This window comes from Nonomuraea gerenzanensis (genome assembly GCF_020215645.1).
GTDB classification, from domain to species: domain Bacteria; phylum Actinomycetota; class Actinomycetes; order Streptosporangiales; family Streptosporangiaceae; genus Nonomuraea; species Nonomuraea gerenzanensis.
This window is the reverse complement of the sequence record NZ_CP084058.1, coordinates 6,862,537-6,883,188: the sequence shown is the minus strand read 5'-3', so window position 1 is coordinate 6,883,188 and position 20,652 is coordinate 6,862,537. Positions and strand designations below refer to the sequence as shown.

17 protein-coding genes and 1 pseudogene are annotated in these 20,652 nt (G+C 74.7%); 13 read left to right on the top strand and 5 right to left on the bottom strand.

The genetic code is table 11. The annotated features are described in order from the left end of the window. The first annotated feature begins 14 nt into the window (after window positions 1-14). From LCN96_RS32175 to LCN96_RS32165, 3 genes are read left to right on the top strand one after another with little or no spacing between them, the layout of a single operon-like run. A complete protein-coding gene (locus tag LCN96_RS32175; RefSeq protein ID WP_225266180.1) occupies window positions 15-1,082 on the top strand; it encodes an alpha/beta fold hydrolase in 1,068 nt (355 codons plus the stop codon). Window positions 1,083-1,132: 50 nt separating this feature from the next. After that, on the top strand, window positions 1,133-3,160 hold the full coding sequence (locus LCN96_RS32170) for a M14 family zinc carboxypeptidase (protein ID WP_225266179.1): 2,028 nt from the start codon (window positions 1,133-1,135) through the stop codon (window positions 3,158-3,160). Beyond that, a complete protein-coding gene (locus LCN96_RS32165; RefSeq protein WP_225266178.1) occupies window positions 3,160-5,727 on the top strand; it encodes a M14 family zinc carboxypeptidase in 2,568 nt (855 codons plus the stop codon). Before LCN96_RS32170 ends, LCN96_RS32165 begins: the two co-directional genes overlap by 1 nt. Window positions 5,728-5,779: 52 nt before the next feature. Here LCN96_RS32165 and LCN96_RS32160 read toward each other — a convergent pair whose 3' ends face one another. Next, complete coding sequence (locus tag LCN96_RS32160; RefSeq protein WP_225266177.1) at window positions 5,780-6,061, bottom strand: DUF1905 domain-containing protein; 282 nt, start codon at window positions 6,059-6,061, stop codon at window positions 5,780-5,782. Window positions 6,062-6,174: 113 nt separating this feature from the next. Between LCN96_RS32160 and LCN96_RS32155 the strand changes: the two genes are divergently transcribed. The 10 genes and pseudogenes from LCN96_RS32155 to LCN96_RS32110 all read left to right on the top strand — a co-directional run bounded on the left by LCN96_RS32155 (window position 6,175) and on the right by LCN96_RS32110 (window position 14,021). Then, window positions 6,175-7,326, top strand: a complete 1,152-nt coding sequence (locus LCN96_RS32155; RefSeq protein WP_225266176.1) for a WD40 repeat domain-containing protein — start codon at window positions 6,175-6,177, stop codon at window positions 7,324-7,326. 13 nt (window positions 7,327-7,339) lie between these two features. Next, entirely contained in the window at window positions 7,340-7,945 is a 606-nt protein-coding gene (locus tag LCN96_RS32150) for a hypothetical protein (RefSeq protein ID WP_225266175.1), read from the top strand. Window positions 7,946-8,056: 111 nt separating this feature from the next. Next, window positions 8,057-8,413: pseudogene (locus LCN96_RS57495) on the top strand (GNAT family N-acetyltransferase); the annotation flags it as partial. 161 nt (window positions 8,414-8,574) lie between these two features. Continuing rightward, entirely contained in the window at window positions 8,575-8,769 is a 195-nt protein-coding gene (locus LCN96_RS32140; protein ID WP_225266174.1) for a hypothetical protein, read from the top strand. Next, the gene (locus LCN96_RS32135) at window positions 8,766-9,626 is read left to right on the top strand and encodes a lysophospholipid acyltransferase family protein (RefSeq protein WP_225266173.1); all 861 of its coding nucleotides are present in this window, start codon (window positions 8,766-8,768) and stop codon (window positions 9,624-9,626) included. The genes LCN96_RS32140 and LCN96_RS32135 overlap by 4 nt, the downstream gene beginning before the upstream one ends. Before the next feature lie 132 nt (window positions 9,627-9,758). Continuing rightward, on the top strand, window positions 9,759-10,028 hold the full coding sequence (locus tag LCN96_RS32130; protein ID WP_225266172.1) for a WGxxGxxG family protein: 270 nt from the start codon (window positions 9,759-9,761) through the stop codon (window positions 10,026-10,028). Between the two features lie 158 nt (window positions 10,029-10,186). Next, a complete protein-coding gene (locus tag LCN96_RS32125) occupies window positions 10,187-11,203 on the top strand; it encodes an iron-siderophore ABC transporter substrate-binding protein (protein WP_225276101.1) in 1,017 nt (338 codons plus the stop codon). Then, a complete protein-coding gene (locus LCN96_RS32120) occupies window positions 11,200-12,201 on the top strand; it encodes a FecCD family ABC transporter permease (protein WP_225266171.1) in 1,002 nt (333 codons plus the stop codon). Before LCN96_RS32125 ends, LCN96_RS32120 begins: the two co-directional genes overlap by 4 nt. A 3-nt stretch (window positions 12,202-12,204) precedes the next feature. Next, window positions 12,205-13,248, top strand: a complete 1,044-nt coding sequence (locus LCN96_RS32115; RefSeq protein ID WP_225266170.1) for a FecCD family ABC transporter permease — start codon at window positions 12,205-12,207, stop codon at window positions 13,246-13,248. A gap of 101 nt (window positions 13,249-13,349) precedes the next feature. Beyond that, window positions 13,350-14,021 carry an NUDIX domain-containing protein gene (locus LCN96_RS32110; RefSeq protein WP_225266169.1) on the top strand — a complete coding sequence of 224 codons (672 nt, stop codon included), beginning with the start codon at window positions 13,350-13,352 and terminating at the stop codon, window positions 14,019-14,021. Window positions 14,022-14,275: 254 nt separating this feature from the next. On the opposite strand, the gene LCN96_RS32105 is transcribed toward LCN96_RS32110, so the two are convergent. The 4 genes from LCN96_RS32105 to LCN96_RS32090 are packed head-to-tail and all read right to left on the bottom strand — an operon-like array spanning window position 14,276 to window position 20,595. Beyond that, complete coding sequence (locus LCN96_RS32105; RefSeq protein WP_225266168.1) at window positions 14,276-15,625, bottom strand: lanthionine synthetase C family protein; 1,350 nt, start codon at window positions 15,623-15,625, stop codon at window positions 14,276-14,278. Then, complete coding sequence (locus tag LCN96_RS32100; protein WP_225266167.1) at window positions 15,609-16,892, bottom strand: cupin domain-containing protein; 1,284 nt, start codon at window positions 16,890-16,892, stop codon at window positions 15,609-15,611. The genes LCN96_RS32105 and LCN96_RS32100 overlap by 17 nt, the downstream gene beginning before the upstream one ends. Continuing rightward, complete coding sequence (locus LCN96_RS32095) at window positions 16,892-18,160, bottom strand: hypothetical protein (protein WP_225266166.1); 1,269 nt, start codon at window positions 18,158-18,160, stop codon at window positions 16,892-16,894. The genes LCN96_RS32100 and LCN96_RS32095 overlap by 1 nt, the downstream gene beginning before the upstream one ends. Beyond that, window positions 18,157-20,595: a type 2 lantipeptide synthetase LanM gene (locus LCN96_RS32090; RefSeq protein ID WP_225266165.1), complete on the bottom strand. Its 2,439-nt coding sequence runs from the start codon at window positions 20,593-20,595 to the stop codon at window positions 18,157-18,159. The genes LCN96_RS32095 and LCN96_RS32090 overlap by 4 nt, the downstream gene beginning before the upstream one ends. Between the last annotated feature and the right edge of the window lie 57 nt (window positions 20,596-20,652).

Here is a 20,652-nt window from a genome sequence, read left to right as displayed (position 1 = left end):
GCAGGATCGAGGGCATGCGCTTGATCTTCACCACCCTCATCGGCCTGGTCACCGCCGCCTCTCTGACGGCCGAGCCGGCCGGACCGCGCGAGCCGGTGAAACGCTCGGACTTCCACGTCACGAGCGACCCCGGCGTGCGGATCGCCGTCCGCGAGGTGAGCGCCCCGGGCACCCGGCACGACCGCCCGCCGGTCCTGCTGCTGCACGGCGCCCGCGTCCCGGGCGTGGCCAGCTTCGACCTGCGCGTCCCCGGGGGCTCGCTCGCCGAGGACCTCGCCCGCGCCGGCCACCGCGTCTACGTCATGGACGCCCGCGGCTACGGCGCCTCCACCCGCCCGGCCGCCCTGTCGCGCCCGCCCCAGGAGAGCCGGCCCGCCGTGCGCTCCGACGAGGTCGTGCGCGACGTCGCCGCCGTCGTGGACCGGATCGCCCCGAAGGGCCCGGTGGCCCTGCTCGGCTGGGCGACCGGAGCCCACTGGCTGGGCCAGTACGCCGCGGCCAACCCCGGCCGGGTCAGCCACCTCGTCCTCTACAACACCCTGTACGGCCCCGTGGACGGCCACCCCACCCTGGGCCGCGGCAGCGACAGCGAGGACCCGGCGCACCCGGGCCGCTTCGACGCCGCCCGCTACGGCGCCTACCGCTTGAGCACCGGCGCCAGCCTCCTGCCGTCGTGGGACAGCAGCATCCCGGCCGAGGACAAGACGGCCTGGCGCGACCCGGCGCTGGCCGACGCCTACATCAAGGCCGCCCTGGCGTCCGACCCCACCAGCGGCACCCGTACGCCGCCCAGCTTCCGCGCCCCGTCCGGCGCCATGGAGGACAGCTTCTACCTGGCCACGGGCCGCCAGCTCTGGGACGCGGGCACGATCACCGCCCGCACGCTCATCGTGCGCAGCGAGCGCGACTTCTGGAGCCGTCCCGAGGACGTGACGCGGCTGCGCGAGCACCTCGTGCACGCCCGCGAGGTGCGCAGCGTGGAGCTGCCGGAGGCGACGCACTACGTGCATCTCGACCGCGCCGAGCGCGGCAGGGAGCGATTTGTCCGAGAGGTTGTGAATTTCCTGGGTCTTGCCGGTTGAGGATTGTCGGCTTTCAATGAGCCCCAGAAGGGATCTTCCTGGAGGGGCACATGCACGGCTTACGGGCGTCCACGGTCGTTCTGCTGATCGCCGTCACCACATTCCTGGCACCTGCGCCATCGGTTCCGGCGGTCGCCGGACCGGCCGATCCCGAGCCGGTCTCCCTGGGCACGCTGTCCGTGCCGGACACGGCCGCGATGGAGCGGCTCGTCGCCTCCGGCGCCGACCTGACCGAACGCGTACGCCCGCAGGCGGACGGCAGCGTCCAGATCGACGCGGTGCTCACGCCGAGCCAGCTCGCCGCCCTGCCGGCGGGCGTGACGCGGGCCTCCGGCACCCCGGCGCGGGCCACCGCCAAGTCGGCTCCCACGCAGCAGGACCAGCTCGTCGTGGAGCGGGCGGTCTGGTTCAAGACCCGCGACGGGTACTTCCTGTCGGTCGAGGCCAGCAGCAGCGCCGCTCAGGCCGCCACGCTCACCGTCACCTGGCAGGGCAGGCGCGGCACCACCGGCCAGGCGGAGATGATCGCGTACGTGGACGCGGGCGCGTACCTGGGACACCAGTTCAGCACGCCCGTCCCGGCCGACGACCAGCCGCAGCGGATCACCGTCACCTCCACCGGCGGCAGGGCCGAGGCCAGGGTCCAGGAATGGCCCGACGGCGAGCGGCCCGACCACACCGGGCGCGGCTACCAGAAGGACTTCATCACCCAGTACATGCCGCCGGCCCAGCTCAACGAGCGCATCAAGGCGCTGCACCGGCAGTTCCCCCGGCTCACCGACCTGATCGCGCTGCCGTACCGGACGAACGGCTACCGCAGGCACGCCCAGGCGGTGCTCGGCACCCCGCCCGGCTCAGCCGTCGTCGTCACCTCGACGGCGTACGGCTCCGAGGGCGGCAACGACCTGTCCGTCGAAGTGGTCGCGCCCGCCGCGCCCGGCCGGCCGCTGCAGGTCACCGTCAACGGCAAGCTCATCACGGTCAGCCTGGCCACCGACGGCTCCGGCGCGCCCGTCAGCACCGCCGCCCAGGTCGTCGCGGCCGTCAACGCCGTGCCCGGCCTCCCGGTCAGGGCCGCCCTCTACCGCACCGACCCGGGGGCGGGCGTGCCGGCACCCGCGCCGCCGGTGCAGCTCGACGACTTCCTCAACGCCCCCGCCGACGTCTCCCGCGCGCCCGCGCAGGTGCTCGCGCTGCGCATCGGCGAGCGCCGCGACGGCTCGCGCACCGGCGTGCTCGCCTACTCCCAGGAACACGCCAGGGAGTGGGTGACGCCGCTGGTCACGATCGAGGCGGCCGAGCGGCTGCTGCGCAACTACTCGCGCGACAGGGCCACGCGCCGGCTGCTGGAGCGCACCGACATCTTCATCGTGCCGACCGTCAACCCCGACGGCGCGAACTACAGCTTCTACGACTTCAACTCCCAGCGGAAGAACATGACGAACCACTGCCCGGCGCAGCAGTCCGACCCGGCGCTGCGCAACACGTGGGGCGTGGACGTCAACCGCAACTACGCCGCCGGCTCCCTGTTCGACGGGTACTTCGGCGCCTCCGCCAACTGCCAGAGCGGCACCTACGCCGGGCCCGGCGAGCACTCCGAGCCCGAGAGCCGCAACGTCATCTGGCTGGCGCAGAAGTTCCGCAACATCAAGTTCGCGATGAACGTGCACAGCTACGGCGGCTTCTTCATGTGGCCTCCCGGCGCCTACAAGCTGGACGGCCGCGTCACCCTGCCCAGGCCCTCGCAGCAGGACCTGGCCTACTTCCTGCGCTCGGCCCGCACCATCGAGGAGGCCATCGCCGCCGAGCGGGGCACCGTCATCTGGCCGCAGCAGACCGGGCCCGTGACGGACGTGCTGTACTCGGCGGCCGGCAACTCCGCCGACGAGCTCTGGTACGACTTCGGCATCTACGGCTGGGACTTCGAGGTCGGCGCCGACCTGTGGAACCCGGCGACCCGTACCTGGGAGGGCGTCGGCTTCCAGCCGCCGTTCGAGGAGGGCCACGCCGAGGCGATGGAGTTCGCCTCCGGCTTGATCTCGCTCATCGGGATCGCCGCCGACTACAGGGAGCGCTGATGCGCCGCCTCCTGGCCGCGACCGTCGCGGTCGCGCTCCTCGCCGTCCCCGCGCCGGCCGCGCTGGCCTCTCCCGCGCCGGGTGTCTCGGAGCCGCCGGCGCCGGCCGTGCGGGACTTCGGCAACGGCCCCGAGCGGAACGAGGTCGCGGCCGGCGTGCCCGAGCAGGCCGCCGCCCTCGACGCCGCCGCCCTGCCCGAGGCGCAACCGTACGGGCACTCCCGCGAGCGCGGCTACCCGAGGCGGACGACGCTGCCGCTGCCGCCGCAGAACCCGGCCGACTCCTCGATCAAGCTCGGCCTGGTGCCCTACCACGGCATCGCGCCCAAGCTCAACGAGCTGCAGCGGCGCGGCGACCGGGTGAGCGTGGAGATCATCGGCCGCTCGTACCAGGGCCGTGACCTCTACCTCGTCACCGTCACCGAGCCGGAGAGCGCGGCCGAGGCGCGCGAGCAGGCCCGCATCCGCGAGCGCATCGAGAACGACCCGGCCGCCGCCGCCCGCGACCGCCACCTGGCCGCGCGGTACAAGGCGCCGATCTTCGTCAACGCCAACATCCACGGCAACGAGTGGGAGGGCACCGACGCGTCGCTGCGTACCATCGAGCAGCTCGCCACCAGCACCGACCCGGCGGTCGCCGCCCTGCTCGCCCGCAACCGCCTGTACTTCAACGTCACCGCCAACCCCGACGGCCGCGTCAACGGCGTGCGCCAGAACGGCGCCGGCTTCGACCTCAACCGCGACTTCGTCACCGCCTCCCAGCCCGAGGCCCGCGCGATGCGCCAGGCGATCATGGACACCCAGCCGGTCGCCCTGCTCGACCTGCACGGCTACGTCAACGGCACGCTCATCGAGCCGACCACCCCGCCGCACGGCGCCAACTACGAGTACGACCTGTTCATCACCCACACCTACGCCAACGGCCTGGGCATGGAGGCCGCGGTCAACGCCCTCGGCTACACCCCGGAAGCGGACGGCGTGGAGCCGGTGCAGATCCCGTTCCGCGACTCCGAGGACGGCTGGGACGACTGGCCGCCCATCTTCACCCCGCAGTACGCCCCGTTCCACGGCACGGTCGCCGCGCACACCGTGGAGATCCCCCTCGACGTCAACGAGCCCGCCTACAGCAACGAGCCGGTCGAGGAGCTGCGCCGCCGCGCGGCCATCAACACCGACGTGGCCGCCGCGGCGGTGCGCGCCACCTACGGCTTCGTCCAGGCCGGGCACGACCGGCTGATCGCCGACCAGATCGAGGTGTTCCGGCGCGGCGCGGCGGGCGAGCCGCCGAAGGTCGTGCCGCTCGGCATCGTGCCCGGCTTCGGCCCTGAGGACGTCTACACCACCACCTTCCCGCGCGCCTACGTCATCCCCGCCGGGCCCGGACAGCGCTCCGCGACGGCCGCCGCGCGCCTGGTGGACCACCTGATCGCCAACGACGTCCGGGTCGAGCGGGCCAGGTCGGCGTTCCGCTCGGGCGGCAGGACGTACCCGGCGGGCTCCTACGTGGTGGACATGCGCCAGCCCAAGCGCGGCCTGGCCAACGTCATGCTGGAGCCGGGCGCGGACATCTCGCCCAGGGTCGGCGCCATGTACGACATCTCCGGCTGGAGCCACGCCCTGCTCTGGGGCGCCACGGTCGAGCCGGTGGAGTCGCTGCGGGCGCGTACCGAGCCGGTCAAGGCCGCCGCCCCGACGGGCTCCGTCCCGCGCACCCCCGGCCCGCTCGCCCTGGAGGTGAAGGACGCCAAGGAGGTCAGGGCGCTCAACGACCTGCTCGCCCAGGGCGTCGCGGTGACCTGGAACGGCGGCCGGGCGATCGTCCCCGCCTCCGCCAGGCAGGCCGCCAGGACGGCCGCCGACCGCTACGGCGTCGCCTTCGCCCCCGCCGGCACCCCCGCCGGTACCCCGCTCGCGCCGGTTCGCATCGCCGCCGCGGCCTCCGCCGACGAGCTGTTCACGCTGCGCGAGCTGGGCTTCGCGGTCACGCCCGTCTCCACCGCCGTGCTGAACGCCGGCTACGACTGGAGCGCCACCGACGTCCTGTACGTCTCCAGCGGCCTCAGCCACGCGGCGCTCAACCCGGCGGCCAGGGTGGCGCTGGACGCGTTCCTCGCCACGGGCGGCGTCGTCACCCGGGGCAGGACGGGCGCCACCTTCAACACCGCCGCCGGCCTGCTCACCGCCACCACGGTGGCCGGCAACCCGGACGGCAACGGCGTGGTGCGCACCGTGTCGCCCGCAGGCGGCCTGCCCTCTCATTCGTTCGTGTACTCGCCGCTGTGGTTCACGGGCCTGGGGCCCGAGGTCACGGTGGAGCAGTCGTACGCGACGGACGGCCCGCTGGTCGCCGGTCACTGGCGGCCCAGGGCCGACGGCTCGGGCGGCGGCCAGGAGGACGCCAGAGGCCAGGCGGCGGTGATCAGCGGCAGGGACGAGCGGGGCGCGGCCGTGGTGCTGTTCGGCACCGAGCCGATGTTCCGCAACCATCCGAAGGGCCTGTTCGCCCAGGTGGCCGGCGCGCTGTACTGGTCGTCCTCGGCGACGGGGGCCGCCGTCGTCACTCCATGATCGATCACCTTTCCGGCCGGGTTCGCGCCCGGCCGGAAAGCCGGCGACCGGGCTAGGCGAGCCGCTCCAGCAGGTGAACGGTCACGCTGTCCCCAGGCCCCTTCCCGATCAGCTCGCGGACGTCGTTCCTGACGGGCAGCTTGTGGGTGCCGTCGCCCAGCGCCATGAACGAGCTCCGGAACGGCCGCCCGTCGATCGTCCCCCGCACCTTCACCAGCCCCCGCGTCCCGAAGAACGCGGCCGACCCCGGCATCACCACGTACGTCCAGCCGCCCTTGGCCGGGCTCTTCACCAGTGTCGCCGTGAACTCCTTGTCCAGCATGCCCTCGTCCATCGCCGGCCTCCTTCGTCGCTCGTGTCGTTGCGTCAGGGTAGACCGGCGAGCCGGGTGAAACTCATCGCTTCCGGGAGGTGGCGGCGCGGGCGGCTCCGTACGAAGATCGCCCTATGCGCCCCGCACCGTCCGCAGCCCTGGCCGGTCTGGCCCTGGCCGTGCTGGCCTCCGGCTGCGCGGACCCGGCAGCCGACCGCGTCTCGCTCGTCGGCTCGACCCCGCCACCGGCCTCCTCGCCGCACCCGTCGGCCACGCTGCTGCCCTCGCAGCCCGCGCCGCGCGCCTCCGCGGGCCCCGCCGTACGGCACCCGTACCCGCCGGCCACCTCCCTGCCCGACCCCAGGGCCACCGGCGCGCCCCTGCCCGCGACGGGCCCGCCCCGGTTCTTCGTCTCGGCGCGCGGCCCGCTCGTCCGCTTCACCGGCGACTCCAAGACCGGGGTGGCCACCCCGGTGCCGTCCGCCGTGCACGACGCGGAGACCGGCGCGTTCGTCGCGGACATCCCGCTGCCGCCCGGCGTCGAGAGCTCCTGGCACCTCGTGGCCGCCGCCCGGGACAACCGCACGTTCGCCCTCGCCGGCCGCACGGACCAGGGCCTGCGCTTCTTCCTGGTACGCCTCGGCGAGGACGGCCGGCCGGGCGAGCCGGTGGCCGTCACGCAGAGCGACCCCGACGAGCTGACCTCGGCCTACGACCTGGCTCTCAGCGCCGACGGCAGCCGGCTGGCCTACGCCACGGCGCTCCTCGGGGGCGGCGCCAAGATCTCGGTGCTCGACGTGGCCACCGGCCGGCGCCGCGACTGGACGACGAGGACGTACTCGCTGCTGAGCGGCCTGTCCTGGGCGCCGGACGGCCGGTCGCTGGCGTACGCGGGGCAGGGCAGGGCCATCGCCGTGCTCGACCTCGCCCGCGCGGGCACCGGCCTGGACGGCGCCTCCCGGATCGTCCAGCAGGTCGCGGGCGCCCTGCCGATCGAGTCCGTCGCCCACACTCCCGACGGCGGCGCCCTGGTCTACGCGGCCGGGCACACCGTCGAGCGCGTCGCCGTGTCCGGCGGTCCGGCGCAGGTGCTCGGCCGGCCCGAGCTGCCGCCCGGCGCGTCGCTGAGCCTGCGCTTCAGCGTGGACGGCACGGGCGAGCACCTCCTGTACGTGCAGGGCTGGCGCGCGCACCGCCTGCGCCTCGCCGACGGCACGGCCACCTCGGTGCCGATCACCGTCACCGAGCGGCCCGGCGAAGGCGAGCCGCCGCGCGCGGCCTGGTGAGAGGATGAGGCAGATGATCGAAGATCCGCTCGAACGACTGCGCACCGCCGCCCGCCGCACCCGCGAGCTGGCGGGGAACCGGGCGGGCACCGGCCTGAGCCACGAGGACGCCGACGACGAGGTGGGCACGATCGCCACGGACGCCGCCGCGGGCTTCGACCCGTTCCCCCTGCTCGAAGCCCTCCACCGCCACGGCGCCCAGGCCATGGTGATCGGGCAGGTCGCCGCCATCATGCACGGCTCCGCCGAGCTGACCGGCGACCTGGACCTGCTCTGGGACGGCACCCCCGCCGGCGCCCCGGCCCTGGCGGCGGCCTTCGCCGCCGTGGACGCCCGGATCGCCGACGAGGCGGGCGACCCGCTGCCCCTCCTGCCGGAGTCCTTCCTGCGCCCCAAGGTGCAGTTCGCCGTGACCGGAGCCGACGGCGACTGCTGCACCCCGGCGCTGCCCTGGGGGGCGGTCGACGTCCGTGAGTTCCTCGCGCGCGCGCTCACCGCGACCGGCGCCGACGGCCTGGAGGTCCGCTACATCTCGCGGCCCGACCTGATCCGGATGCGCCGCGCCATCGGCCGTCCCAAGGACCTGCGGCGAGCCGACGAGCTGGAGACGCTCACCTGACGAGCGAACGATTATCCTCCAGGTCGCCTGCCTGCCCCCAACGTGAGACGTGCCCGTCATTTCGGCATGTCGACATAGGCGCGAGAACCCTTCAGGGAAGGACGCGCGCCCATGACGATCTCTCTTGACACCGGTAGGTACACGGTCGGCATGGCCACCGGCGCCGCCGATCTGCAGGCGGCCCAGCGGTTGCGCTACGCGGTCTTCGCCGGGGAGATGGGGGCGCGGCTCGACAGCCCGGTCTCCGGCCTCGACGCCGACCGGTTCGACGCCTACTGCGACCACCTCCTCGTCCGCGCCGGTGACGAGGTGGTGGGCACGTACCGGCTGCTGCCTCCGGGGCGCAGCGAGCGGCTCTACTCCGACGCCGAGTTCGACCTCGCCGCGCTCCGGCCGATCAGGAAGGGCCTGGTGGAGGCGGGCCGCACCTGCGTGCACCCCGACCACCGGGACGGCGCGGTGATGGCCCTGATGTGGGCGGGCATCGCCCGCTACATGGTCGCCGGCGGCCACCAGTGGCTGGCGGGCTGCTGCTCGGTGCCGCTCGACGACGGGGGCGCGACGGCCGCCGCCGTGATGCGGCGGGTGCCGCTCGGCCCGGAGGAGCACCGGGTGCGGCCGCGCACGCCGTGGCGGCCCGGCCGGGTGACGCCGACCGGTTCGTGCCGCCGCCGCTGCTGCGCGGCTACCTGCGGCTGGGGTCGTGGGTGTGCGGGGAGCCCGCGCACGACGGCGACTTCGGCACCGCCGACTTCTTCATGCTGTTGTCCATGGCCAACGTCAACGCCCGCTACCTGCGCTACTTCCTCGGCGAGCCGCTGTGAGCACCGTTCTGCCGCCACCGGCGGCGCAGCTCAACCCCTGGCGGCCGATGGGGCCGTGCACGCCCGCCGCCTGCATCGGGGACCCGGCCTCCGCAGTGGGCCGCGTCCGGCGCACCGGCCGCGTGCTGGCCGTGGCCGCGGTGGTGCTGGGCGGCGTGCCCGTCGCGCTCGCCGCCCGCCTGTTCACGCGGGCGCACGTCACCCGGCTGTGGGCGAGGCTGATGCTGCGGGCGCTCGGGCTGCGCCTGGAGGTCCGTGGGGCGATCGAGGCCGACGGGGCGGGCGCGCTGGTGGTGGCCAACCACGTCTCCTGGCTGGATCCGCTGGTCATCGCCGCCACGGTGCCGTCCAGGCCGCTCGCCAAGCGGGAGGTCGCCGGCTGGCCGGTCGTCAGGACCCTGGTGGCGGGGGCCGGCGCGCTGTTCATCGACAGAGAGCGGCTCATGGCGCTGCCGTCCGCCGTGGCCGCCGTGGCCGACGCGCTCAGCGCGGGGGACACGGTCGTCGCCTTCCCCGAGGGGACCACGTGGTGCGGGCGCGGGATGGGCGGGTTCCGGCCCGCCGTGTTCCAGGCGGCGATCGACGCGGGGGCCGTCGTCAGGCCCGCCACGCTGCGCTACCGCGAGGGGCCGCTGCCCTCCACCCGCGCCTGCTTCGTGGGTGACGACTCGCTGCTGGCCTCCCTGCTGCGGGTGACCGCCACCCGCGACCTGGTCGTGGAGGTGACGCTGCTGGCTCCCGTACGGCCCGCGCCCGGTGCGGGCGGCCCGCGGGCCAGAGCCGAGCTGGCCAGAATCTCCGAGGCACGCGTACGTGCGGGCGTGCCGGGCCCCCACCTGCGGGGAGAAGGCGTTTGATGCGGCCAGGACGATGGTAGGGGGCTCTTTAGCAGGGGATCTGGAGATCGCCCCGCTATCGGAAGCCTTCATCAAGGAAGGCGTGATAGGCGGTCTCCGCGGTTGACGAGACCGCCGGATCGGGGGAACCCAATGCGCAAGACGCTCACCGGGCTGGGCCTGGCGTTCTTCTTGACGCTAGTCCCGGCCGCTGCAGCGACGGCCGACACGCCGGTGGAGCCTGTCGCGCAAAGCCAGGTGACACCCGCACCGCAGGACAACAACAGGGACGACGGGGGCGGCAACGCCGGGCTGTGGGGCCTGCTGGGCCTGCTCGGCCTGCTGGGCTTCGCCGGCATGCGTAAGCAGCGCGACCACGTAGGCACGGCGGAGCACATGCCGCACCGCAGCACGCGCCCGTGACAGGGGCGCGCTCCGGCCTCGTGCCGGAGTGATCGATCACCAGGTGACACGGCTGCCGGCAGGTCAGCCGTGTCACAACATTGATCGACTCCTCATGTAAGGTTAGGCTCGCCTTATTTAGTGTGGCCTTACCTCCTGAGGAGCCCTTCTTGACCCGCGTGCTCGCCCTCGTGGCGCTCGTCCTGATCACCATCGTGGGCTGCGGCTCCCCCCGACCTGCCGCCGCACCGGCACCTCAGGCGTCCGCCACCGGAGCGGCCTCGGCCTTCCCGGTGACGATGCCGCACAAGTACGGCAGCACCACCATCCCGGCCGCGCCCGAGCGGGTCGTCACCGTCGGCCTGCTGGAGCAGGACTCGCTGCTCGCCCTCGGCATCGTGCCGGTGGGCACCACCGAGTGGTTCGGCGAGTACCCCGGCGCCATCGGCCCCTGGGCCGAGGCCAAGCTCGGCGGCGCCGCCCGCCCGCAGGTGCTCAAGGACACCGGCAGCGGCCCGCAGTTCGAGAAGATCGCCGCACTCGCCCCGGATCTGATCCTGGCCCTGTACTCCGGGCTGACCAAGGAGCAGTACGAGACGCTGTCCAAGATCGCGCCGACCGTGGCCCAGCCCAAGGAGTACATCGACTACGGCATCCCGTGGCAGGAGGTCACCAAGCGGGTCGGCACCGCCGTCGGCAAGCCCGCCGAGGCGCAGAGCCTGGTCAAGCAGGTAGAGGACCGCTTCGCCGCGGAGAAGGGCAAGCACCCCGAGTTCGCGGGGCAGACCGGCCTCATGGCCACCCTCTACGAGGGCTACTTCGTCTTCGGCAGCCAGGACCCGCGCAACCGCCTGCTCGGCTCGCTCGGCTTCCAGCTCCCGGCCAACCTCGACCAGGCCATCGGCGACAAGTTCGGCGCCAACATCAGCAGGGAGCGGCTCGACCTGCTCGACACCGGCGTGATCGTCTGGAGCGTCACCGACGTGGCCGAGGGTGAGCAGACCCTGCACGGCGACACCGTCTACAAGGCGCTCGACGTGGTGAAGCAGGGCCGCGAGGTCTACCTGCCCGAAGGCACGCCGCCCAGCGACGCGGTCGCCTTCCTCACCGTGCTCAGCGTCCCGTACGTGCTCGACACGCTCGTGCCGCGCCTGGCCGCGGCGGTGGACGGCGACCCGGCGACCAAGACCTCGTGAAAGCCACCGCGGCGGCCGTCGTCGCGCTGCTCGCGGTCTGCGTCCTGTCGCTCTCGCTCGGCGCTCGCGCCATCCCCCTCGACCAGGTGGCGGGCGCGCTCGCGGGCACGGTGACCGACCAGGACGTCCTGGACGTCATCTGGTCCGTACGCGTCCCGCGCACCCTGGTCGGCATCCTGGCCGGAGCGGCGCTCGGCCTGTCGGGCGCCCTCATGCAGGCGCTCACCCGCAACCCGCTGGCCGACCCCGGCGTGCTGGGCGTCAGCGCCGGGTCCGCGTTCGCCGTCGTGCTCGGCATCGGCGTGTTCGGGGTGGCCGCGCCCGCCGGATTCGTCTGGTTCGCCTTCGCCGGGGCGCTGGTGGCCAGCGTCGTCGTGTACGCGCTGGCCGGGCTGGGCCGCGACGGCATGACCCCGCTCAAGCTGGCCCTGGCGGGGGTCGCCACGACGTTCCTGCTCAGCTCGGTCACCAGCGCGTTCGTGCTGGTGGACCCGGAGTCGCTGAGCAGGTACCGGTTCTGGTCGGCCGGCTCGCTGTCCGGGGCGGGCGGCGAGCTGCTGCCGCAGCTTCTGCCGTTCGTGGCCGTGGGCGCGCTGCTCGCGCTCACCTGCGGCCCCGCGCTCAACAGCCTGGCGCTCGGCGACGACGTGGCCCGGGGCCTGGGCCGCCGGATCGGCCTGGTCCGCCTGCGGGGCGCCGCCGCCGTGATGCTGCTGACCGGCTCGGCCGTGGCCGCCATCGGCCCCGTCGTCTTCGTCGGGCTCGTCGTGCCCTACGTGGCGCGCGCCCTGGCCAGGGGCGGCGGCCGGTCCGAGGCGGACCACCGGCTGCTGCTGCCGCTGGCGGCGCTGCTCGGGCCGTGCCTGCTGCTGACCGCCGACGTGCTGGGGCGCGTCGTCGCGCCCCCGATCGAGGTGCAGGCGGGCCTGCTGGTGGCGTTCGTCGGCGGCCCGTTCTTCGTCGTCCTGGCCCGCCGCCGTCGTCTCGCGGAGTTGTAGAGCATGCGCGCATCGATGCCGCTGGGCCGGGCGGTCGCCTTCCGGCTGACGTTCCCGCCCGTCTCCGGGGTGCTGCGGCCCCGGGTCGTCCTGGTCTGCCTGGCCGCCGCCGCGGCCGCGTTCCTCGCCTTCTGCCTGGGCATCGGGCTGGGTGAGGTCAGGCTCGGGCTCGGCGAGGTCGTCGCCGCGCTGGCCGGGGGCGGCGAGCAGGGCACGGCCTTCGTCGTGCACGAGCTGCGCCTGCCCAGGGCGCTCACCGGGCTGCTCGCCGGGGTCGCGTTCGGCGTGTCGGGGGCGCTGTTCCAGACCATGACCCGCAACCCGCTGGCCAGCCCCGACATGATCGGCGTCACCCAGGGCGCCGGGGTGGCCGTGGTCGCCGGGATCGTGCTCGGGCTCGGCAGCGGGCTGCAGGTGCTGGGCTTCGCGGGGGCCGTCGCCGCGGCGCTGATCACGTACCTGCTGGCCTGGCGGCGCGGCACCACCGGCGGGCGCATCGTCCTGGTCGGCATCGGGCTGTCGTGGATGTGCACCAGCGCCACCGAGTACCTCATGGTCACCAGCGGCGACTTCCAGGCCCAGCAGGCTTTGGGCTGGCTGTTCGGCAACCTGAACGGCCGCACCTGGGACCACGTGACCCCCCTCGCCCTCGCCCTGGCGGTGCTGGTCCCGGCCGCGCTGCTGCTCGGCAACCGGACGCGGGTGCTCCAGCTCGGGGACGAGATGGCGGTCGTGCTCGGCGCCCGGGTGCAGGCCGCCAGGCTCGCGCTGCTCCTGACGGGCGTGGCGCTGGTCGCCTTCGGCACGGCGGCGGCCGGGCCCGTCGCGTTCGTGGCCCTGGCCGCGCCGCAGATCGCCCAGCGGCTCTCCCGCGCCGCCGCCCCGCCACCACTGGCCTCGGGGCTGACCGGGGCGTTCGTCGTGCTGGGGGCCGACCTGATCGCGCGGCTGCTCATCCCGGACGTGGAGCTGCCGGTGGGCGTGGTAACCGGGGCGCTCGGGGCTCCGCTGCTGCTGTGGCTGCTGGCCGGGACGCGCCGCCGCTGACCGGGGTCACACGCCTCCACCTGTCAGCAGCGATCCAGGCTGAACTGCCATAATCGTTCCTCGCGCTTCCGCAGGCGCGAGCACGAAGGGGGAGCGGGGTCATGACCGAGGGCATCGACGTTCCGGACCGGCGCGGGCGCACCGGCCTGGACCAGCAGGGGCGTGACCTGACCGGCAACCCCCGGGTGCGGGTGCGCGACGTGCGGCTGCTGTCCTGCAACTGGTACGTGCTGCGCACCACCACCTTCGACTACCGGCACACCGACGGCAGCTGGAGCACGCAGGAGCGGGAGACCTACGACCGCGGCAACGGCGCGACCGTCCTGCTGTACGACACCACCCGCCGCACCGTCCTGCTGACCCGGCAGTTCCGCTACCCCGCCTACGTCAACGGGCATCCTGACGGGATGCTCCTGGAGACCGCGGCCGGGCTGCTCGACGACGACGAGCCGGAGGTGGCCATCCGGCGCGAGGCCGCCGAGGAGACCGGGCACGCCGTCGGGGAGGTCGAGCACGTGTTCACCGTCTACATGAGCCCGGGCTCGGTCACCGAGCGCCTGCACTTCTACGCCGCCCCGTACAGTGCCGAGACCCGCACCTCCCACGGCGGCGGGGTGGCCGCGGAAGGGGAGGACATCGAGGTCGTCGAGCTGGACTTCGACCACGCCCTCGACCTGGTCAAGCGCGGCGAGATCGCCGACGCCAAGACGATCATGCTGCTCCAGTGGGCGGCCCTGACCGGCCCCTTCGCCTCACGGACGGTCACGTCGTAGGACGCCTGCGAAGGGGGCGCGGCGCAAGGTCCCGCCTGCGACGGCTTCCTGCGGCGCAAGCTTCCGCCTGCGGCGGCTCGTCGCGGCGCAAGGTCCCGTCCGCGACGGCTCGACGCGGCCCAGGTCGCGCCCGTGACAGCTCAGGGGCCGGCGCGTCGACATGGCAGCGTGCCCGGCCAGGATGACTGCCGGCACCGGCCTGTCAGCATGCAGGAGATCTCCGCATTCCTGCACGACTGCCGGCAGCGCCCCTGTCAGCTCACCAGCAGCGCGCTGTCCCACGCCGTCCTCGGCGCGACCCCCGTCGCGTACGTGTGCAGAGCGAGGGCGATCCCGGCGGCCCCCTCCAGGAACCCGGGCCGGTCGAGCGGCCGAGCCGCGAGCGCGTGCCGGTACCGGAAGCCGAACGGCGCCTCCGGCTCGTGCCCCGCCACCACCCGCGCCGCCAGCTCGTCGGCCACGGCGTCGTACCCGGAGCCTGGGCTGTCGTGCGCCATGCGCAGCGTGATCTGCAGCAGCCCCGCCCACCCGTGACACAGTGCGGAGTCCTTGATCAGCTCCCCGCCGGCCACGCTCAGCGCTCCGCGCAGGGCGGCGTCCGCGTCCGCGCGCCAGTCGGCGCGGTCGAGCGCGGCCCCGGCCAGGTACACGGCGCGGGCCGCGCCCGCGGCGCCGTAGCACCACGAGTCCCGCCCGCGTTCCGGCGGCCCCTCGGTGCCCACGTGGGGCAGCGAGATCAGGTGCGGCCAGCGCGGGCCGGCCGCGTCGGTCCTGCGCCAGCGGGACAGCAGCGCCATGATCCGCTCGATGGCCTCGTCCTGGCGCGGCACCCGCACGCCCGCCCGCCAGGCGAGGGAGAGCAGCGCGAGCGGTCCGCACACGCCGTGGGCGAGACCGAAGTTGACGTGCTCGGCCAGCCCGTGCTCCAGCTCGTCGGTGATCCACCACGCCGGCAGGCGGATGCCGTGGCGCGCGACGTCGCCGGCGGTCGCCGTGGCCACGAGCGAGCCGAGCACCTCGCTCAGGGCGAGCCCGGCCGCCTCCCGGGACTCGGGCTCGGCGGCCGACCGGTGGCGGGCCAGCAGGTAGCGGCCGATCCCGGCGGTGCCGGCGAGGACGTCGTAGCGGCTCCACGCGCCGGCCGGCGCCCCGGCGCGCACCCGCTCCAGGTCGGCTCGCGCACGTTGCCTGGCCTGGCCGGTGATGTGCCGGTCCAGCCCGTCCAGCATCGTGGCGTAGCCGCCGGACGCGCTCGCCGCGGCGTGCCCGGCGAAGGCGAGCGCCACCATGCCGCTGAACAGCGACTGCGGCTGCAGCCGGATCCCGGTGCCGAGGGCGGCGGACAGGTGAGCGTGCGCCCTGGCGCGCAGCTCCGGCCTGTCCGCGCCCAGCTCGGCGAAGAGCAGGGCGACCCCGGGATGGCCGTCGGAGAGCAGCAGCGGATGCCACACCGGCCGCGGATCGCCCGGGTAGCGCATCAGGTTGTCCGGGGCGGCGGTGATCTCGGCCACCCGGTCCGGCTCCGCGAGCCGTTCCGCCAGCTCGGCGACGAGCGCGGCGGCCACCTGCCGGTGGGCCGGCGGCCGGTCAGTGCGCGTCTGCACGGGTGAGGGCACGGAAGCTCTCCAGTTCCTGCAGCATCCGGCGGGCCTGCGCCCGCAGCGGCGCGGGCAGCTCGCCGGCGCGCACCACCTCGCCGGCGTTCAGCCGGTCCAGCATCGCGAGCACCTCGGGGGCGGCCACACCGCAGGAGAGGTTGCCGTTCGCGGCGTACGCGCGGGCGCCGTCGCCTGGCGCGGCCAGCAGGGGAGCGCACGCGCGCACGGGCGTGCCGTCGTCGAGCGGCGGCGGCTGGGCGGGCGGCTGGGCGGATGGCACGGCGGGTGGCACGGCGGGTGGGTGGGTGGGTGGCTGGGTGGGTGGCTGGGTGGGTGGCTGGGTCGGCCAGAACCCGCCGCCGGTCCTGACCCGCAGGGCCAGGCCGGTGGCCCGCTCGGCGAACCGGTCGCGGCCCAGCAGCTCCTCGAAGGCGTCCACGGCGTCGGCCAGGGCCGTGGGCAGCTCGCCGGCCAGCCGCCCGTCCGCGCCGTCGTCCCTGGTGAACAGCGGTGCCGACGCAGCCGGCACGGTGCCTCTGAACAGGTCCTTGATCTCGTAGTACGGCCGGTGCTCGCGCCGGGGGACGCCCACGTTCACGCTCGTCGCGGGGGCGGCGCCGGTGCTCTCGCCGACGTGGTAGAACTGCGACGGCCAGTACAGCAGGTCCCCCGGCTCGACCTCGGCGACGAACGAGGAGTCCAGGTACGGCTGGTAGTCCAGCACCGTGTGCACCGGGTCCGACCACGGGCACCCGTCCCAGAACCGCATGCGCTTGGTGCCGCGCACGCAGAACATGAAGGTGGCGAAGCGGTCCTGGTGCACGCCGACCGGGCTGTGCTCGTAGGAGCCGTGGAACATCGTGGAGCCCACGGAGTGCGCCGGCTGGCCGACCCGCTCCCAGAGCCCGGCGTAGAACCGCTGCGCGCGGGCCCACACCGGATGGGAGAAGGCGTGGAAGAGGTGCACCACGAGGGCGTAGCGCTGCCCGTCCAGCCGGTCGGCCATGCGCCGCTCGTAGCCGTCGAGCGAGCCGTCGGACAGCTCGGGCAGGTAGTCGCGCGGCCGCGTCTGCTGCCTGCGCTCCACCAGGATCTGCACGTTCGACGGCACGGCGAGGGGATGCGGCGGCCTGGTGCCGCGCACGGCCGCCTCGAACACCTCCGGCTCCGCGAACGGCAGGACACCGGCCTGCTTGTACAGCACCGGCCCGCGGTCCCAGTACCGCTCGACGAAGCCGTCCCAGTCGAACGACGTCTCGATCGTCAGCGTCATCAGGCAGCCCTCCCGTCGTCCCCGACCACCTCGATGCCGCGCAGCCGGTACAGCCTGCCCAGCAGCGCGAGCACGTTCCTGTCGTCGCCGGCGGCGCCGGCGGCGCGGCACACCTCGGCGACGCCGATCTCCTCGCCGTCGCCCAGCGCGGCGAACAGCCGGTCGCTCGCGGCGGCCGGCAGGGTGAAGACGTTCCCGTCGACCGCCCACACCTCGTGCCCCGGCCCGTCGGGCATCCGGACGATCTCGCCCGACCGGCGGATCCGGGTTTCCGGCGTCATCGGGACACCCTCGCGCGGCTCGGGGATCGGTTCGAGGCCGGCCGCGGAGCGCAGCGCCGCCCAGCGCACCCGCATCGTCCTGCGTAGCTGCTCGCCGTCCACGACCGCCCGCAGCTCGTCGCCGAGCGCGGTCAGGCGGGGCAGCACCCCGCCGGGCCCGTCCACGCGGGAGCCGGGGCCGAACGGGAAGAACGGCACGCTCTCGTCGTGGCCCTGGCGGGCATGCACCAGGTCGGCGAGCAGGTCACGCAGCGCGGTGAACGGCAGCCGCCGGTCGTCCGGGATCCGCAGGCGCAGCGCCACGCACCGCTCGCGGTAGGTGTCCACGTGCCGCCGGTCGCCCGGCCAGTACAGCAGCTCGCCGGCGCCGGCGCTGAGGACGGGCGCCTCGTCCGGCTGCCGGCGGGGGTCGGCGATCGCGACCGGTGGCGGGCCGCGCCGCTCGTCCCACAGCCGCACGTCCATGCGCCCACGCAGCACCCAGGTCAGCGCCGCGTGCGACGGTGGCTCGGCCGCGCCGGCGTGGTCGGTGAACCGGTCGCCGATCAGCACCTCGGCGACGAGTGGCAGGTTCGGCCAGCCGACCGCCCGCCACAGGCCGCGGATCGCGTCGCGGACCGCCGCCCACGAGGCGTGGTCCAGGAGCAGCGGCTGCCGCACGGTGAGCAGGTAGCCCTGCCCGGCCAGGTCGGCGTCCAGCCGGTCCTGGTAGGCGTCGAGGGCCGGCTCGGCGGTGCCGGGCAGCAGCGTGCCCGGCGCGCGCAACCAGCCGTCCCCGGCCAGGAACCGGACGTCCGGCATCACCCAGAACCGGGTGCCGGCCCGGAACGGCGCGCACGACTCGACGGTCAGCGCGTGGATCCGGTCGAGGCCGAGCGGCGGCGGGGCGCTCAGCAGGGCGGGCTCCCTGGCCCAGTGCCGCCGCCCGAACAGCGCCCAGTCGACGCCGCCCGGCGCCTGAGGCGCCCGGTGGATCAGTGTGGTCATGATGCCTCCGTCAGGGGGAACCGCTGCCGGATCCGGTTCGTGTAGTCGGCCATCGGCTCCAGGCCCATCGCGGCGCGCCGGTGGTCCACGCCGTCCGGCTCCTCGATCGGGCACGGCACCAGCCGCCCGGCCACGGGCTCGAACTTCGTGCCGTACAGCTGCGGGAGCCCGTCGGCCAGGCGCAGCTCGTCCGTCAGATACGCCACCTCCCGCCACGGGAGGTCACCGCCTGCGGCGGCCTGCCGCATCAGCTCCAGGCAGTGCCGCCGGAAGTCCAGGTGCCCCGATGCGTGCTGCACGAGGCGGCTCGCGGCGGCGGCGGCCTCGGCGCCGACCATCGCGCGTCCCGGCCAGCCCCGCTCGGCCACCACCCCGGACAGCCAGGCGAGGCCGGCGTCGGTCAGGGTGCGCAGGCGGCGCTCGGCGGCGCCGTCGGACATGCCGCCGCGCGCCCAGGGTGTCCTGATGGCGTCGTCGAGCCGGTCCAGGCGCAGCAGCCGCCGCCGGATCTCACCGGCGGGCGCCGGCTCGGCCGGCACCTCGGGCGCGTCCACCGGGTCGATGCGCAGGCGCACCCGCTCGCGGTCCCAGAGGTAGGTGACGCGCCTGCCCACCTCCGGCCAGTCGAAGCCGACCTGGCCCTCGGCGGGGCTCTGCAGGTGCAGCCGGACGCCCAGCCCGGTGTCCGTCACGACGTGCTCCGTCACCTCGTCGAACACGTGCTCCACCGCGTCCCGCAGCGCCACCCCCAGCCCGGCCAGCTCCAGGTTGGCGCCGTCGAGCAGCTCCGGCAGCGGGGGCCAGCCGCCCTCCGGGCGTGGCAGGGCCGCGACGGGGGCCGTCCTGAGCGGGCCAGGCGGCGGCTCCACCCGTAACACAGGCCCGCCCTCCAGCGAACGGACGAAGTACGGCACGTCCATCCGCCGGAGCTGGCCGAGCTCCGCCCGGTCGAAGCGCACGCCCGGCTCGGCGGGCACCGGCGCGACGCCGCCGCCGGACAGCCACCTGGGCACCAGCGCGTCGAAGTACCGGTACGTGGGCTGCCGCAGCACCCGCACGTGCTGGCCGGGGCCGGCGGACGCCAGGAACCGCCGGATCGCCGGCCGCTGACGGCACATCAGGGTCCAGGCGTCGAACATGCCCCGCAGCATCGCCGGCAGGTAGGGGCCGTACCCGGCCCTGCCCTCGGTGTCGGCGACGACGGTCCTGGTCTCCTGCCTGGTGAGGGGCCGCCGGCGGCGGTGGAGGCGCAACGCCCCCGACGGTTGCGCGCTCCAGCACACCACCGGGCCTTCCGCGCTGCACCACCGCGCGGCGCTCTCCAGCCCGACGTGGTGCTGGTCGGCCTCGGCGGTCCTGTCGTGCAGCAGGCCCGTGTCGTAGAGCCGGGCCACCCGGCAGAGGTAGATCTCCAGGTCGATCGGGTACAGCAGCGGCTCCGGCTCGCCGGGCCCGCGGCCGGTCACCACGTTGCCGCCGATCAGGTCGGTGATCCCGAACGCGAACGCCGCGGCGGCCAGCGAACCGGCGCGGTGCCAGAAGCGTGCCGCCTCCTGCCGCTTCAGGCGGGTGCCGGTCAGCCGCCACCTCCCTGACGTACGGATCGCCGCCCACTGCTCCGGCGGCTCGATCCACTCCTGCCACAGGTAACCGGGCTCCGCGCCGCGCCAGCACGACAGCACCGGCAGCCGTATCTCACCGGAGGCCGGAGGCGCCTCGTTGAGCAGCTCGAACACCGACGCCGGCGCGTCCGCTCCGCCGCGCGCGGTGAACAGCAGCTCCCCGGACGCGGGCCGCGGCTTGTACGCCACCCGCCCCCCGCCGGCGCAGTCGAGCCGCAGCACCCGTTGCCGCCCGTTGTGGGTCTCCTCGCCGTGCGCCCACAGCCCGACGACCGGCCCCTGGAACGCCGGTTCGTCCGGCCAGCAGGTGCGCAGGTCCCGCGACAGCCGGTCGAGGAAGAGCGTCAGGAACGCCTCGCAGCGCCGCGCCCACTCCGCCACCCGGTCGCGGGCGTAGTGCGCGCGCCCGGCCGCGCACGCCACGAACGCCTCGGACACCACCGGCCCGAACAACTCGGCGTCGGTGATCTCCAGCACCCCGGGGGCGAGGACCGCCGCGTACTGCCGGGCGGCCCGGGCGCACCAGCCGTCCAGCCGTTCGAGCAGCGCCAGCAGCGGTGCGAACCGCCGGTCCGCGAGCGCGTACGCCAGCATCCGCGCGTCGGCCTCACCGCCGAGCAGCCGGTCGAGCGCGACCGTTCCCTCCGGTCCGGCCGAGACGACCGGCGGCAGCAGCCCGCCCGCCGTGCCCTCGCGGACCCGGGCGACCAGCCGCCGCGCCACCGGCGGGAGCCTGGTCGTGACGTCCTCGCCGGCGTCGGGAGGGGGCGGGCGCAGCTCCCAGAGCGGCTCGGCATCCGCTGGCGCAGGCAACAAAGATCTTCCTTCCGGCTCGTGGCAGCGGGACGCGGCGGGGAGCCGGGCGGCGCC

Coding starts and splice junctions, on each gene's coding strand:
- LCN96_RS32175 (WP_225266180.1), top strand. CDS start 15: ATGCGCTTGATCTTCACCACCCTCATCGGCCTGGTCACCGCCGCCTCT.
- LCN96_RS32170 (WP_225266179.1), top strand. CDS start 1,133: ATGCACGGCTTACGGGCGTCCACGGTCGTTCTGCTGATCGCCGTCACC.
- LCN96_RS32165 (WP_225266178.1), top strand. CDS start 3,160: ATGCGCCGCCTCCTGGCCGCGACCGTCGCGGTCGCGCTCCTCGCCGTC.
- LCN96_RS32160 (WP_225266177.1), bottom strand. CDS start 6,061: ATGGACGAGGGCATGCTGGACAAGGAGTTCACGGCGACACTGGTGAAG.
- LCN96_RS32155 (WP_225266176.1), top strand. CDS start 6,175: ATGCGCCCCGCACCGTCCGCAGCCCTGGCCGGTCTGGCCCTGGCCGTG.
- LCN96_RS32150 (WP_225266175.1), top strand. CDS start 7,340: ATGATCGAAGATCCGCTCGAACGACTGCGCACCGCCGCCCGCCGCACC.
- LCN96_RS32130 (WP_225266172.1), top strand. CDS start 9,759: ATGCGCAAGACGCTCACCGGGCTGGGCCTGGCGTTCTTCTTGACGCTA.
- LCN96_RS32115 (WP_225266170.1), top strand. CDS start 12,205: ATGCGCGCATCGATGCCGCTGGGCCGGGCGGTCGCCTTCCGGCTGACG.
- LCN96_RS32110 (WP_225266169.1), top strand. CDS start 13,350: ATGACCGAGGGCATCGACGTTCCGGACCGGCGCGGGCGCACCGGCCTG.
- LCN96_RS32100 (WP_225266167.1), bottom strand. CDS start 16,892: ATGACGCTGACGATCGAGACGTCGTTCGACTGGGACGGCTTCGTCGAG.
- LCN96_RS32095 (WP_225266166.1), bottom strand. CDS start 18,160: ATGACCACACTGATCCACCGGGCGCCTCAGGCGCCGGGCGGCGTCGAC.